This window comes from Nitrosomonas sp. Nm84, assembly GCF_003201565.1.
Lineage (GTDB): Bacteria > Pseudomonadota > Gammaproteobacteria > Burkholderiales > Nitrosomonadaceae > Nitrosomonas.
This window is the reverse complement of record NZ_QJJP01000012.1, coordinates 36,365-49,308: the sequence shown is the minus strand read 5'-3', so window position 1 is coordinate 49,308 and position 12,944 is coordinate 36,365. Positions and strand designations below refer to the sequence as shown.

12 protein-coding genes and 1 tRNA gene are annotated in these 12,944 nt (G+C 47.2%); 6 read left to right on the top strand and 7 right to left on the bottom strand.

Annotation, left to right across the window (positions count from 1 at the left end; all coding sequences use genetic code 11):
- Window positions 1-51 precede the first annotated feature (51 nt).
- The 7 genes from C8R34_RS07925 to C8R34_RS07895 form a co-directional block, all read right to left on the bottom strand.
- Window positions 52-126: transfer RNA gene (locus C8R34_RS07925), tRNA-Gln, on the bottom strand.
- Between the two features lie 6 nt (window positions 127-132).
- Window positions 133-972 carry a 4-(cytidine 5'-diphospho)-2-C-methyl-D-erythritol kinase gene (ispE, locus tag C8R34_RS07920; RefSeq protein ID WP_110339566.1) on the bottom strand — a complete coding sequence of 280 codons (840 nt, stop codon included), beginning with the start codon at window positions 970-972 and terminating at the stop codon, window positions 133-135.
- 38 nt (window positions 973-1,010) lie between these two features.
- Window positions 1,011-1,754 carry a lipoprotein insertase outer membrane protein LolB gene (gene lolB / locus C8R34_RS07915; protein WP_110339564.1) on the bottom strand — a complete coding sequence of 248 codons (744 nt, stop codon included), beginning with the start codon at window positions 1,752-1,754 and terminating at the stop codon, window positions 1,011-1,013.
- 124 nt (window positions 1,755-1,878) lie between these two features.
- Window positions 1,879-2,157 (bottom strand): cell division topological specificity factor MinE, encoded by a 279-nt coding sequence (gene minE / locus C8R34_RS07910; protein ID WP_110339562.1) that lies wholly within the window; start codon window positions 2,155-2,157, stop codon window positions 1,879-1,881.
- Entirely contained in the window at window positions 2,154-2,966 is an 813-nt protein-coding gene (gene minD / locus C8R34_RS07905) for a septum site-determining protein MinD (RefSeq protein WP_110339560.1), read from the bottom strand. The genes minE and minD overlap by 4 nt, the downstream gene beginning before the upstream one ends.
- Before the next feature lie 26 nt (window positions 2,967-2,992).
- Window positions 2,993-3,760 (bottom strand): septum site-determining protein MinC, encoded by a 768-nt coding sequence (minC, locus tag C8R34_RS07900; protein WP_110339558.1) that lies wholly within the window; start codon window positions 3,758-3,760, stop codon window positions 2,993-2,995.
- 145 nt (window positions 3,761-3,905) lie between these two features.
- Complete coding sequence (locus C8R34_RS07895; protein ID WP_110339556.1) at window positions 3,906-5,648, bottom strand: tetratricopeptide repeat protein; 1,743 nt, start codon at window positions 5,646-5,648, stop codon at window positions 3,906-3,908.
- Window positions 5,649-6,093: 445 nt separating this feature from the next.
- Here C8R34_RS07895 and lnt point away from each other — a divergent pair, with 445 nt between their 5' ends.
- From lnt to C8R34_RS07865, 6 genes are read left to right on the top strand one after another with little or no spacing between them, the layout of a single operon-like run.
- The gene (lnt, locus tag C8R34_RS07890; RefSeq protein WP_110339640.1) at window positions 6,094-7,563 is read left to right on the top strand and encodes an apolipoprotein N-acyltransferase; all 1,470 of its coding nucleotides are present in this window, start codon (window positions 6,094-6,096) and stop codon (window positions 7,561-7,563) included.
- A 35-nt stretch (window positions 7,564-7,598) separates the two neighbouring features.
- On the top strand, window positions 7,599-8,519 hold the full coding sequence (gene glyQ, locus C8R34_RS07885; RefSeq protein ID WP_110339554.1) for a glycine--tRNA ligase subunit alpha: 921 nt from the start codon (window positions 7,599-7,601) through the stop codon (window positions 8,517-8,519).
- On the top strand, window positions 8,516-10,678 hold the full coding sequence (gene glyS / locus C8R34_RS07880; protein ID WP_110339552.1) for a glycine--tRNA ligase subunit beta: 2,163 nt from the start codon (window positions 8,516-8,518) through the stop codon (window positions 10,676-10,678). The genes glyQ and glyS overlap by 4 nt, the downstream gene beginning before the upstream one ends.
- Window position 10,679: 1 nt before the next feature.
- Window positions 10,680-11,219, top strand: coding sequence for a D-glycero-beta-D-manno-heptose 1,7-bisphosphate 7-phosphatase (gene gmhB, locus C8R34_RS07875; RefSeq protein ID WP_110339550.1), 540 nt, complete (start codon window positions 10,680-10,682; stop codon window positions 11,217-11,219).
- Window positions 11,216-11,947, top strand: a complete 732-nt coding sequence (locus C8R34_RS07870) for a 1-acyl-sn-glycerol-3-phosphate acyltransferase (RefSeq protein WP_110339548.1) — start codon at window positions 11,216-11,218, stop codon at window positions 11,945-11,947. The genes gmhB and C8R34_RS07870 overlap by 4 nt, the downstream gene beginning before the upstream one ends.
- 3 nt (window positions 11,948-11,950) lie before the next feature.
- Window positions 11,951-12,652, top strand: coding sequence for a M48 family metallopeptidase (locus tag C8R34_RS07865; RefSeq protein ID WP_110339546.1), 702 nt, complete (start codon window positions 11,951-11,953; stop codon window positions 12,650-12,652).
- The last annotated feature ends 292 nt before the right edge of the window (window positions 12,653-12,944 follow it).

Sequence of the window (12,944 nt, the reverse complement as noted above, 5' to 3'; positions counted from 1 at the left end):
AATGAAATAGATTGACTAATTAATCAAATGAAGTTTTCTCTAAACTAAAACTGGCTGGGGAGGTAGGGATCGAACCTACGAATGCCGGAATCAAAATCCGGTGCCTTACCACTTGGCGACTCCCCAAAATCTTTATTTCATCAACCTGTGTAGCGGATGAAGATCTAATCCTTTTGCTACAAAGCCTTTCATATTGTCAGGAATTTGTTCAAAAGCGCTTTGTGCTGCTGACTCTGTTTCAAACTCAGCAAACACACAAGCACCCGAACCACTCATAGCCGCTATTGTAGTATTTTCTAGCTGCTTTAGCCACTCCAAACATCTGGCTATTTCAGGGTATGTTTGGCAAACGACTAATTCCAGGTCGTTATGTCCTTGCCACACAGAAAAGGGCGGTATTTTGATCGGTAATGTGTTGCGTGTCAATTCCTTACTTGCAAAAATTTCCGCGGTCGATACCTGCACAGAGGGTACAAGCACTAAGTACCAAGCTGGCGGTAATTCAATGGCTGTCAGTTTTTCGCCAACGCCTTCTGCAAACGCATTTTGCCCAAAAATAAATATGGGAACATCAGCGCCGAGTTGTAATCCTAATTCGAGCAGGTGATCTTTGCTCAGATTCAGCTCCCATAAATGATTGAGTGCCAGCAAAGTGGTCGCTGCATCAGAACTTCCTCCTCCCAAACCGCCACCCATTGGAATCCGTTTTTGTAGAAAAATATCGACACCTTGTTGGGTATTGGTTGTTTGTTTGAGCAGCGTGGCAGCACGAACGCATAAGTCTTTATTCTCTGGCACACCTGTAATGGGATTGTGCAGTTTGATGATGCCATCAGTACGTAACTTAAAACTTAATTGATCAGAGAAATCTATCAAACGGAAAACAGTTTGCAATAAATGATAACCATCCGGTCTGCGACCTACGACGTGTAAAAAAAGATTCAGCTTGGCGGGAGCCGGAAATGTATGCATGGATAAGTAGTAATTTTTGTTTTTAGTGAAAGAATAATTTATTCAACTTTCCAATTATCAATGACCAATTTGATCTTCAGATTTTCATACGTTAGGTATAAAACTCTGGGAAGAAGGGGATGATTTAGCTGTGCAGGCGTGTAATTACTATAATAAATTTTCCAACCATCTTGCCGGATAGCTACCACCTGATCTTTGTTATCCAAATCTTTTTCCGCGGCGGTAACAGGTGAGTGCATGCCTTGTATCCAATATTGCAAGCCTTCGAGTGGTAACCGCCACCCTAAGATTTCTTCTGTTAAGCTTTCTACATCATTGGCATAGAAAGCTTCCAGCTTCGATGTGATTAAACGTACACCCTCTTGATCTTTGGTTATTTCCGCCACTGCCTGACCGAGCGGTGTAAACAACAAGATTTCATCGCTGCTTGCTAAATGTTGCCAGCGAAAGCTGCCGGAGGAACTTTGGTTCGGGCTTTGAATGGATATTCTGCCGAGCAGATTAAAATCAGTGGCTGGAGCAGCTTGAGCACCGGTAGCAGGCTCAATGAGGATGGTTTTGACAGTGGTGTCAGCCGTTGTTTGATCAGTCAGGGTAACACAACCGGAAATCCATGGAAAAGCACTACATATCAGGATTCCCGCATAGATAATCTGCTGATTGGCGCTAAACCGCCAGGGCGATAATAATTTAAGGCTTTTCACTGTTCTATTAGAACTCTCCGAATTGATCCAGAAATAGCCGGCGATTTCCAGCAGGCCATTGAAAAACGATCTGCACATCGCCGCTATGGCGTTAAAACAAGCTCAACATGTTCATGTGTCGCGCATAGCAAACTTGTTTCTCCTTGTGCTGGCTGATTCGAAACGTTTCTCAACGGCCTGCTAGTGAAGGTATATGCACAGGCTAATTATTGAGTCCCTTATCGGAATGCTGATAATCAGGCAGCACAATGTTCAGCTCTAATGTCTCCTGATTCTCATCTTGCTCAAAATTAACTGATATTGCATCCTGATCCACGTTGACGTACTTTCGGATAACTTCCAGCAATTCTTTTTGCAATTGCGGCAAATAGGAAGGTTGATTGCGATAACTACGCTCATGTGCAACAAGAATTTGTAATCGTTCTTTAGCAACCGATGCAGTTTTAGGTTTGGATGATCTAAAATAATCCAGTAAGCTCATTTTCTTCCCCCGAAAAGCCGCCTGAAGAACCCTTGTTTGCCGTCAATGAATCGATGTGGCCGCTCCTCTCCTAAATATCGCGCGACGACATCAGCATAGGCTTGGCCTGCTTCACTTTTTTCATCGAGAATGACGGGTATGCCGGCATTAGATGCAGACAAAACTGATTTTGATTCAGGGATGATACCTAACAAATGCAAGGATAGGATTTCTTGAACATCCTCGAGACTCAGCATTTCACCCAACTTGACTCGATCAGCATCATATCGGGTGAGTAACAAATATTCCTTGATCGGCTCCTCATTTCTCTCCGCTCGACGTGATTTGCTGGATAAAATACCCAGCATGCGATCCGAGTCTCGTACCGAAGAAATTTCTGGATTGGTGACGACAAAGGCGTCATCAGCAAAATACAGTGCCAAATTGGCGCCTTTCTCAATACCGGCAGGAGAATCGCAAACAATATATTGAAATTCCTTGGATAATTCATCCAAGACTTTACCGACCCCTTCTTGTGTCAGTGCATCTTTATCGCGCGTCTGGGAGGCTGGAAGAATGTATAGCAAATTGCAATTCTTATCACGAATGAGTGCCTGATTGAGACTGGCTTCCCCGTTGATGACATTGATGAAATCATAGACAACTCGGCGCTCGCAACCCAAGATTAAATCCAGATTGCGTAGTCCCACATCAAAATCAATCACAGCAGTCTTGTGGCCAGCTTTTGCCAACCCCATGGCGATTGCTGCGCTTGTTGTGGTTTTACCAACACCGCCTTTGCCTGATGTCACGACGATTATTCTTGCCAATTGAGCCTCCTTTGCCGTATTTGGTCTTAAGCAATCTCTTTAATGATCAATGCATGGTTCTGCAAATATATTTGTACCGGATTTGCGTAGGTTTGCTTGTTTAAATCCTCGCTGGTTTTATAATCCCCGGCGATGGAAATAAGTTCAGCCTGCAAATCAAAGCAAAATATTCGGGCGGCTGTGTTGCCATGCACGCCTGCCAACGCGCGGCCTCTCAGCGTATTATAGACATGTATGTTGCCTTCAGCCATTATTTCAGCACCTGCGCTGACCTGAGATAGAATGATCAAGTCGCCGGATGCATAAATGCGTTGTCCTGATCGGATCGGTTGCGTAACGAGTGTTGCTGCTGCAGGAGCGGGCGGAGCAGGAATAGGATTTGTAGATTCCTGGGCAATGGGCACTTCCGGTTGCACGGAAGGTTGTGGCGTGGTTTCCTGTTTTTGTGTTTCGCCAATATTGATAGAACTGTTTTGCTCGCGTACGGTGTCAAGCGGAATGGATAATGCTCGCGCCTGTTTATTTTGCTGCTCGTTACCGCCGCGAATACCTATCGGGAAAAAGCCAACTCTACGCAATATCTGCACTATCTGAGTAAAATCCAGATCCTGGCTCTGTTTGTTGAGTTCACGCAAATCGACAATCAGTGGAGAATCTTTAAAAAACTCCGGTGCCAGGCTTATTTTATCCTGCAGTGCTTCTTCAATTGCGGCCATGTCATTGTTGAAAAGAATCAAAATAGGTGCAAAGAAGGTACTGCTTTTAAATTCAAGTACGGGTGAAGTGTTAAGCATGTCTGAGGATTCTATCGATAACCATAGAAAGTTGATTGATGATATTGATAGTGCTGGTCAATTATACTGTCGTGCTTATTATAGCTTGACTTGTTAACTATGATTGTTCTCATGGTGTTATTTTGCTCGGCTTCATCTCAAACCGTTAATCCACCACTTTCTTTTTAATAAAACGCTGCAAGGTTTCAATCAATACTTCGTTATCCGGGTCTTTCTCTAAGGCAAAACGCCAGATATTTTTAGCATCTTCTTTGGCGCCCTGCATCCACAGTACTTCTCCCAGATGCGCTGCAATTTCTGGATCAGGGCGAGCAGCGAAAGCCAGATTCAAGTAATTCAATCCCTCAGTAAAATTACCCATGCGATAATATACCCAACCCAAGCTATCCATAATATAGGGATCTTCCGGAGACAATTCGACCGCTTTGCGAATTAATTTCAAAGCTTCCGGTAATTGATTGCCACGCTCAGCGAGACTATAACCCAATGCATTGTAAGCATGGGCATTGTCCGGTTTGAGTTTTATCAGTTTACGCAGATCTTGTTCGAGAACAGCAAACTTGCCCAGTTTGTCCGCTGCTAAAGCCCGATCATAAAGCAACTCAGGATAATCAGGCAGTTTCTTTAACCCATCACTCAATAAGTTAAATACCTCCCGATGCGCTCTGGTTCTTCGCAAAATTTGCGCTTCTGCCAGTATCAAATGTGCTGCTTGCTGATCGTTGGTGGCTGGAAGTTTCTGCAAATGTTCGCGTGCTTCGTTCACATAGCCTTTCGAAGCCAATAAATCTGCGTAACGTATTTGTGCCGGTAAATAGCGTGGACCGTTTTTTACCATTTGATACGACTCCATCGCAGCATCGGGGCGCTTTGTTTCCTCGTAGACCTGTCCTAGATGAAAATGGATAGCGTTTGGATCTTTATATCCCAGGCTCAGCGCTTTCTTAAAGCTTGTTTCCGTGATATCAAAATCGCCCATTTCGGTAGCGAGCAATCCAATGGCCAGCATGATTTCAGGATCTTCCGGGTTCTTGGCTAGCAAGAATTGCAACTGTTCCCGAGCTAAATCAGTACGACCGTCGTTAATTAATACCCGGGTATAAGCAATCCTGGCCTCGTTGGCTGCGGGATATTTTTTTAAGTAATCATGATAAAACTCGCTCGCGTCACTATTGGATGTACGCTGTAATATTCTTCCATTGTGAATCGCGGCGATTTCCCAATCGGGACGTAACGCCAGTGCTCGTTGCATTTCTTTCAGCGCTAGCTGATGCTGGTTGGCAAACCACGCTGCCTGGGAAATTGAAAAATGGATTTCCGGTAAATCTTTATAGGGCTGGGCGAGTTGCTGTACTAATTGTAATGTGGCCGCTTTATTGGGGTTGCGTGACAACAGCTGATTAAGTTGCATGAATGCATTGCCTACGCCGTCTTTTTCTGAAGCCAGTAATTTTTCCAGATGCGGCCGTGCTGCATCCAGTTTGCCCAGATTGACCAATAACGCTGCAATGGTTTGGCGTGCATCCACCGAATCGGGCTCAAGTGCGACCCACATGGTGATCGCTTGTTCTGCTGCATATGGATTCCCTGCGTGCAAAGCAATTTCACTGGCACGTTTTGCGATCCGAGGATCGCGCGTAATCTTGGCCAGCTTGATATAGCGATTAACGGCAATATCCAGATTGCCGCGCTGTAAGGCGGTTTCGCCTACCAAAAAATCAAATAAAATAGGTGCGGTTAATTCCTGCTTGGGTAAATTGAGCGGATTGATTTCTTCTTGTTCCTGCTCAGTGGATTCTCCTGTTTCCTCTACTCCTTCTTTGTTTGGAATCTGCGCGCAGGCAGTCAATCCAAGCAGCAGTAACACGCATAGAATTCTAAATTTCATGAAAAATCCAATTGGTTCCAAATATAAGATAAAAGATACAACTATTCCGCGATACTTGAAAGAACTATGAAATTAAATTACTTAATATCATTTTTCACCGCTTGATCTTTGCACCCGTAGGTAGATTTTTATCATCATCAATGCGCATATTCTACTTTTATACCGACAATAAAGTGAATAAATAATTATTTAGCGCTTGTAGTATTTTATGTCACCACGCTAAGCAATGTTAGAATTGCGCGCAAAGCAGTCATTAATTAATTTATGATAAGAAAGGATGAGAATAGCATCAGATCATGAAAGTTCACATAACTCATACTGCACGTTGCACTTATTCTATCGACTGCTTTGTACCTTGTTCACTCTTTTTATCCATTAAGTCATCTCGCGGGTTCGCTTGAAAAATCTGTATAGCATTCATCTGATCATTGTTTTTTTACTGGGCATGCTGACCGTGCTCGGTTTTGCGCCATTTTATCTGTTTCCGGTACCGATCATCACGCTGGCCGTGCTGTTGGGATTTTGCCATAGAAGCCGCTCCCCTATGCGCGCAGCCTTGCTTGGGTTTTGTTTTGGCATGGGATTATTTTGTGCGGGAGTAACCTGGATCTATGTCAGCCTGCATGATTTTGGTGCCATGCCGATGCCCATCGCGGTGATTGCGCTGATCGTACTATGCGCTTATCTATCGCTATTCCCGGCTTTGAGTGTTTGGATATTAGCCAAGCTGCGGCTCACATCACCGCTCATCTGGGCAGCGGTCGCCGCTGCGCTATGGATGCTGTTTGAATGGCTACGCGGTTATCTATTTACCGGCTTTCCATGGCTGGCGCTCGGCTATTCACAGGCGCCATTCAGTCCGTTGGCAGGTTTTGCACCCATCATCGGTGTGTATGGTATTTCGATGGTGTTGATACTCAGCGCGGCGTTGCTTTTTCTTTGGACGGAAACAGGTTTCAGGAAATGGCGTTATGGATTGCCATTCGTTTTGATTTGGCTCGGTGGTTTTGGTTTACAAGCGATCGAGTGGGTAAAACCTGAGGGAGAGCCGATCACGGTGAGTCTGCTGCAAGGCAATATCGCACAGGATATGAAATGGCGTGAAGATCATCTCGAGAATTCCATGGAAACTTATGCCAAGTTGATTTTGGAAAGCGATAGTCGACTCATTGTGACACCGGAAATTTCCATTCCGCTTTTCAGCGACGTCATGCCACAATCCTATTTGTCTCATCTTGCCGCACATGCCAGAAACAATGATGGTGATGTTCTGATTGGTCTGGCTGAGCGCACCGTTGATGGCAGTGACGACTATTACAACACCATGTTCAGTTATGGTTCCGCGCCGGAACAGCGCTATCGCAAACACCACCTGGTGCCTTTTGGTGAATTTATCCCGTTGAAACCCATCTTTGGCTGGGTGATTCAGGTGCTGCAAATTCCGTTATCCGATTTTTCACGCGGCAGTTTGGATCAGCAGCCGATGGATCTAGCGGGACAACGGGTTGCCATCAATATCTGTTACGAAGATGTATTTGGCGAAGAGATTATTTATCAATTGCCACAGGCAACCATGTTGGTCAATGTCAGCAATGATGCCTGGTTCGGGCGCTCGATCGGGCCGCAGCAGCATCTGCAGATTTCGCAAATGCGCGCATTGGAAACCGGACGCTATATGTTGCGCGCCACCAACACCGGTGTGACGGCGATTATCGACGAGCGCGGCAGAGTATTGCAAACCATCGAAATTTTCACTACTGCAGCGCTGCGCGGACTAGCGCAAGGTTTCAGCGGCGCCACACCGTATGTGCGTGCCGGCAATTACCCGGTGCTTGGACTGGCCGGCTTGCTGGTGTGTATCGGATTGATGTCCGCGCTTTCGCGCCGTACAAAAAACCCTGTAAAATCCAGTTAATGTTCATTTTAATGGTGGTTTAATCCAGATTCTTCATGCCGACACTGACTTTCCAAGAAATTATTCTTAAACTGCAACAGTATTGGGCCAAGCAGGGCTGTGCAATTTTGCAGCCTTACGATATGGAAGTGGGCGCGGGAACGAGTCATACCGCCACTTTTTTGCGCGCTATCGGCCCCGAGCCGTGGAAAGCGGCGTACGTGCAACCATCGCGCCGGCCTAAAGACGGTCGTTATGGCGACAATCCCAATCGCTTGCAGCATTATTATCAGTTCCAGGTAGTGCTCAAACCGGCCCCGAAAAATATTCTGGATTTGTATTTTGAATCATTGCGCGAGTTGGGATTTGATTTGACGCAAAATGATGTGCGCCTGGTTGAGGACGATTGGGAGAATCCCACGTTGGGTGCTTGGGGCTTAGGTTGGGAAACTTGGCTCAATGGCATGGAAGTCACGCAATTTACTTATTTCCAACAAGTCGGCGGCATTGATTGCAAACCGATCACGGGAGAAATTACGTATGGACTGGAACGCTTGGCGATGTATCTGCAAGGCGTGGAAAGTGTATTTGATCTGGTTTGGACCAAAGGATTGAGTTACCACGATGTGTACCATCAAAACGAGGTGGAGCAATCGAAATATAACTTTGAACAAAGCGACACCGAATTTCTGTTTCTGGCCTTCGGTAAGCACGAGGCGCAGGCGAATCATTTAATCGCGCAGCAATTAGCGTTGCCAGCCTACGAGCAAGTGCTGAAAGCGGCGCATACGTTTAATCTGCTGGATGCGCGCGGCGCTATTTCAGTCACCGAACGTGCTGCCTATATCGGACGTATCCGAAATCTGTCGCGGCAGGTCGCCAAAGCGTATTACGACAGCCGTAAAAAGCTGAATTTTCCCATGGCACCTCCTGAATGGGTTGCGCAAATGCCGGATATCGTGGAATCTGCATCATGACCAAAAATCTACTCGTTGAATTGTTGGTCGAGGAACTGCCGCCTAAGTCGCTGAAGCAGCTTGGCAACAGCTTTGCGGAATTATTGGTTGCCGGCTTGAAAGCGCAAGATCTTTTGGCGGCGGGTGCGCAGGTTACCGCGTATGCCTCGCCGCGACGTCTGGCGGTACATATTACCGGCGTATCAGCGCAAGCCGCCGATAAAGCGGTCACGCAGAAATTGATGCCGGTCGCGGTCGGATTGGATGCGCAAGGCCAGGCAACACCGCCGTTATTGAAAAAACTGGCGAGCCTTGGGGCGGATGCCTCAGTGGTGCCGCACCTCAAGCGCGTGATGGACGGCAAGACCGAAACCTTGTTTTTGGATGTTGTCGCCAAGGGCATGCTGCTAACTGACGGTCTGCAAAAAGCCTTGCAGGAAGCGATCGGTCAATTGCCGATTCCCAAAGTCATGACGTACCAGCTGGCAGACGGCTGGAGCAGCGTCAATTTTGTACGTCCGGTGCATGCATTGATCGCATTACATGGTGCCGAAATTGTTCCGGTGAATATCCTCGGTTTGCAAGCCGGGCGCGAAACGCAGGGACATCGTTTTGAAGCCAAAGTAAATCCCATCGTGTTGCACAATGCGGATAGCTATGCACAACAACTGCTGACTGAAGGTGCCGTGATTGCCAGTTTTGCCGAGCGCCGCGTGGAAATTGAGCGTCAGCTCGCTGTCGCTGCTGTGAAGGAAAATCTCACCCCGGTTGATGATGACGCTTTGTTGGACGAAGTCACCGCATTGGTTGAACATCCCAACGTGTTGGCAGGGAAATTTGCTGAGGAATTTCTGCAAGTGCCGCAGGAATGTTTGATTCTGACCATGAAAGCCAATCAGAAATATTTGCCGCTGCTGGATGCGCAAGGAAAGCTGGCCAACAAGTTTCTGCTGGTTTCCAATATCCGACCCACCGATCCAGGTCTGGTGATTGCCGGAAACGAGCGCGTGGTGCGTTCACGTTTGGCCGATGCCAAGTTTTTCTTTGACCAGGATCGTAAAAAAACACTGGCGTCGCGCTTGCCGGCATTGGATAAGGTGGTTTACCACAATAAACTGGGTACGCAGGGGCTGCGCATGCACTATGTCCGAGCGATCGCAAGCATGATCGGACAGCAATTGGATGGCGATGCACTGGCTGCTCAGGCTTATGAGGCCGCTACGCTGGCGAAAGCGGATTTGCTCACGGATATGGTGGGTGAATTCCCAGAACTGCAAGGCATTATGGGACGCTATTATGCGCAGCATGAAGGATTGGGCGACGATATTGCGTTTGCCATTGAAGATCACTACAAGCCGCGCTTTGCTGGCGACGAATTGCCGCGCAACCTAGTTGGTGTCTGTGTTGCATTGGCAGATAAACTGGAAACATTGGTGAACATGTTTGGAATCGGTCAAATTCCGACCGGTGACAAAGATCCGTTTGCATTACGTCGCCATGCACTTGGTGTTATCCGCATATTAATTGAGAAAAGCTTACCCCTTGAGTTGGATAAATTGATTCAACAGGTGATTGAAATTATAGAAGATAAGGAAATTCCTAAGCAATGGGCAAGCTTGCAGCTATCAAGTATTGTTTCAAAACAATGGATTGTTGCAAAAGAATCGGGCAAACAGTTGCTGACTTTTATCCATGAACGCCTCGCTGGAAATTTACGTGAGCAAGGCTACACCGCACAGGAAGTCGACGCTGTTCTCAGTTTGAATCCGCAAAATTTAAGTGATATTCCCAAACGCCTCGCCGCCGTACGCGCTTTTGCAGTATTGCCCGAGGCGGTCAGTCTGGCGGTTGCCAACAAGCGGGTTGGCAATATCCTTAAGAAAACGAATGGTGGCATCAATAAAGAGGTGGATGCCAGTTTGCTGCAGGAACTCGCCGAACAAGCGCTGCATCAGGCATTAACCAGCCTTTCTTCCAAAACTAAAGAGGCTTTTGACGCCGGAGATTACACCACTTCCCTGCAAATACTCGCCGCCTTGAAAGCTCCGGTCGATACCTTTTTCGATCATGTGATGGTGAACGTTGACGATGAAAAATTGCGCAATAACCGCCTCGTCTTATTGGCGCAGCTCCATCAGATCATGAACCGGATAGCCGATCTTTCAAAGCTGGCAAACTGATATGAAACTGATCATTCTCGACCAAAATGGTGTGATTAATCAGAGCAGTGATACGTTTATTAAAATACCGGATGAATGGATTCCCATTCCCGGCAGTCTGGATGCGATCGCCCAGCTGACGCATGCCGGTTATCGCGTGATCATCGCCACCAATCAGTCGGGTATTGGCCGCGGGTTAATCGACATGGCGACTTACAACGCGATCAACGACAAAATGTATAAGGCGGTTCATCATGCCGGTGGGCGTATCGATGCCATATTTTTTTGTCCGCACACTAACGCGGATAAATGCCTGTGCCGTAAACCCGCGACCGGTATGCTGGATGAAATCATGCAGCGGTATGGTGTTAATTTAAGAAATGTTCCAGTAGTGGGTGACTCATTAAAGGATCTGCAGGTTGCCGCCGCAGTCAACGCGCTACCGATGCTGGTGCTGACCGGCAACGGACAGAAAACCCGCGCTGCGGATGAGATTCCCGCCAACACGCAGATTTTCGAGGATTTGGCAGCGGTGGCCGATGCGCTGGTCGGAGGAGCATGATGCAGGCGATTGTGCGTTCGACCCTGTATATGTTGCTGCAAATCATCATTACGCCACCGTATGCATTGCTGACGCTGGCCTGTTTCCCCTTATCACCGCATAACCGCTATCGCGTCACTTCCAGTTGGACAATGATCATGTTGTTTCTGCTGCGACACCTGTGCGGTATTCGCTACCAAATCATCGGCGCGGAGCATATCCCTAAAACCCCGAGCATCGTGCTTTCCAAGCATCAGTCGGCATGGGAAACACTGGCTTTCCAGAAAATTTTCCCACCGCAGGTGTGGGTACTTAAAAAGGAATTGTTGCGCATTCCTTTTTTTGGTTGGGGATTGGCGATGACCAGCCCGATCGCCATCGACCGGAGTGCGAGAAAAAAAGCGCTGGAACAAATTGTCGAGCAAGGCAAAGACCGGTTGCAACAAGGATTCTGGATCGTGATTTTCCCCGAAGGCACGCGCATTCCACCGGGGCAACGCGGCAAATATCGCATTGGTGGCGCGTGGTTGGCGACGCATACTAATACACTAGTAGTACCAGTGGCGCATAATGCCGGCGAGTTGTGGGGGAGAAATTCTTTTGTTAAACACCCGGGTACGATTACTGTCAGCATTGGCGCACCCATCGACCCCACCGGCATGGAAGCGGGCGAATTGAATGCGAAAGTGGAAGCCTGGATTGAAGCAGAAATGCTGCGTATCAGTCATCCAAAGCAGCTAAAAACATAGAAAGTGTTCGTACAAACCATTTTAAATGGCCAGGAAATAACGTATACGCTCAAACGCTGTAAGCGCAAATCCATCGGTTTAAGAATTGACGGTCATGGTTTGAGTATCAGTGTGCCATTACAAACCGCACTACCTCATATTGAAACCATCCTGCAGGAAAAAGCGAATTGGATCACGAAAAAGCTTCAGCACTGGCAATGCAAACAAAGTCTTGCGTTGACATGGGCGCATGATGCGACATACCCATTATTGGGCGAGCCGTGGCGCATTGCGCTGAGACCCTCGGGTGAGATACAAATGGCATGTCAATCCGCCAATGAAGTAGCAGATTCGGCATTTGCGGAACAATTCACGTCGCAACTCAATCCCCGCCAAATCGAAAAATTCGTCATGGTCTGGTATGGCCAGCAAGCCATCGCCTGTTTCAAACAACGCATTGCGGTGTATGCGCAAGCCTTGAATGTGTCCGTACCCCCATTCCGCCTGTCGCGCGCCAAAACCCGCTGGGGCAGTTGCAACAGCCGCGGCATCATCCACTTGAACTGGCGTTTGATCCAGATGCCGCTGCATTTAGTCGATTACGTGGTGGCGCACGAACTGTCGCACTTGATTGAAATGAATCACTCGCCTGCGTTTTGGGAAAGGGTGGAAAGTGTTTATCCGGATTATCTGGTAGCTCGCAAGGAGCTCAAAGGATATGGTTAGTTGCAGGCTAATCTGAGGCTATCGATAGAAAAGCGGGCTAATGGGTGACCCAATGTATGATTGCACAAGAAACAAATAAATTTGTTCCGAGCGCTCTGAACCTATCCCCATGACGAGACCAAGGAGCATTACAAGTTTAACCTGCTCCTTAATAAACGCTCAGTTTTGTGACTATCTGCTGGATTGTTTGACAGGATATTGGGTATCTGATATTTTCCGGCCGGATCAAAAAAGCGGCTTATTGCTTCTATACATATCTAAATTAAATTTAACTAAACTAAAGAGGAATGCT

Bases quoted from the DNA above. Each gene is read 5' to 3' on its own strand.
- ispE (WP_110339566.1), bottom strand. From the start codon at position 972: ATGCATACATTTCCGGCTCCCGCCAAGCTGAATCTTTTTTTACACGTC.
- lolB (WP_110339564.1), bottom strand. From the start codon at position 1,754: ATGTGCAGATCGTTTTTCAATGGCCTGCTGGAAATCGCCGGCTATTTC.
- minE (WP_110339562.1), bottom strand. From the start codon at position 2,157: ATGAGCTTACTGGATTATTTTAGATCATCCAAACCTAAAACTGCATCG.
- minC (WP_110339558.1), bottom strand. From the start codon at position 3,760: ATGCTTAACACTTCACCCGTACTTGAATTTAAAAGCAGTACCTTCTTT.
- C8R34_RS07895 (WP_110339556.1), bottom strand. From the start codon at position 5,648: ATGAAATTTAGAATTCTATGCGTGTTACTGCTGCTTGGATTGACTGCC.
- lnt (WP_110339640.1), top strand. From the start codon at position 6,094: ATGCTGACCGTGCTCGGTTTTGCGCCATTTTATCTGTTTCCGGTACCG.
- glyQ (WP_110339554.1), top strand. From the start codon at position 7,599: ATGCCGACACTGACTTTCCAAGAAATTATTCTTAAACTGCAACAGTAT.
- glyS (WP_110339552.1), top strand. From the start codon at position 8,516: ATGACCAAAAATCTACTCGTTGAATTGTTGGTCGAGGAACTGCCGCCT.
- gmhB (WP_110339550.1), top strand. From the start codon at position 10,680: ATGAAACTGATCATTCTCGACCAAAATGGTGTGATTAATCAGAGCAGT.
- C8R34_RS07870 (WP_110339548.1), top strand. From the start codon at position 11,216: ATGATGCAGGCGATTGTGCGTTCGACCCTGTATATGTTGCTGCAAATC.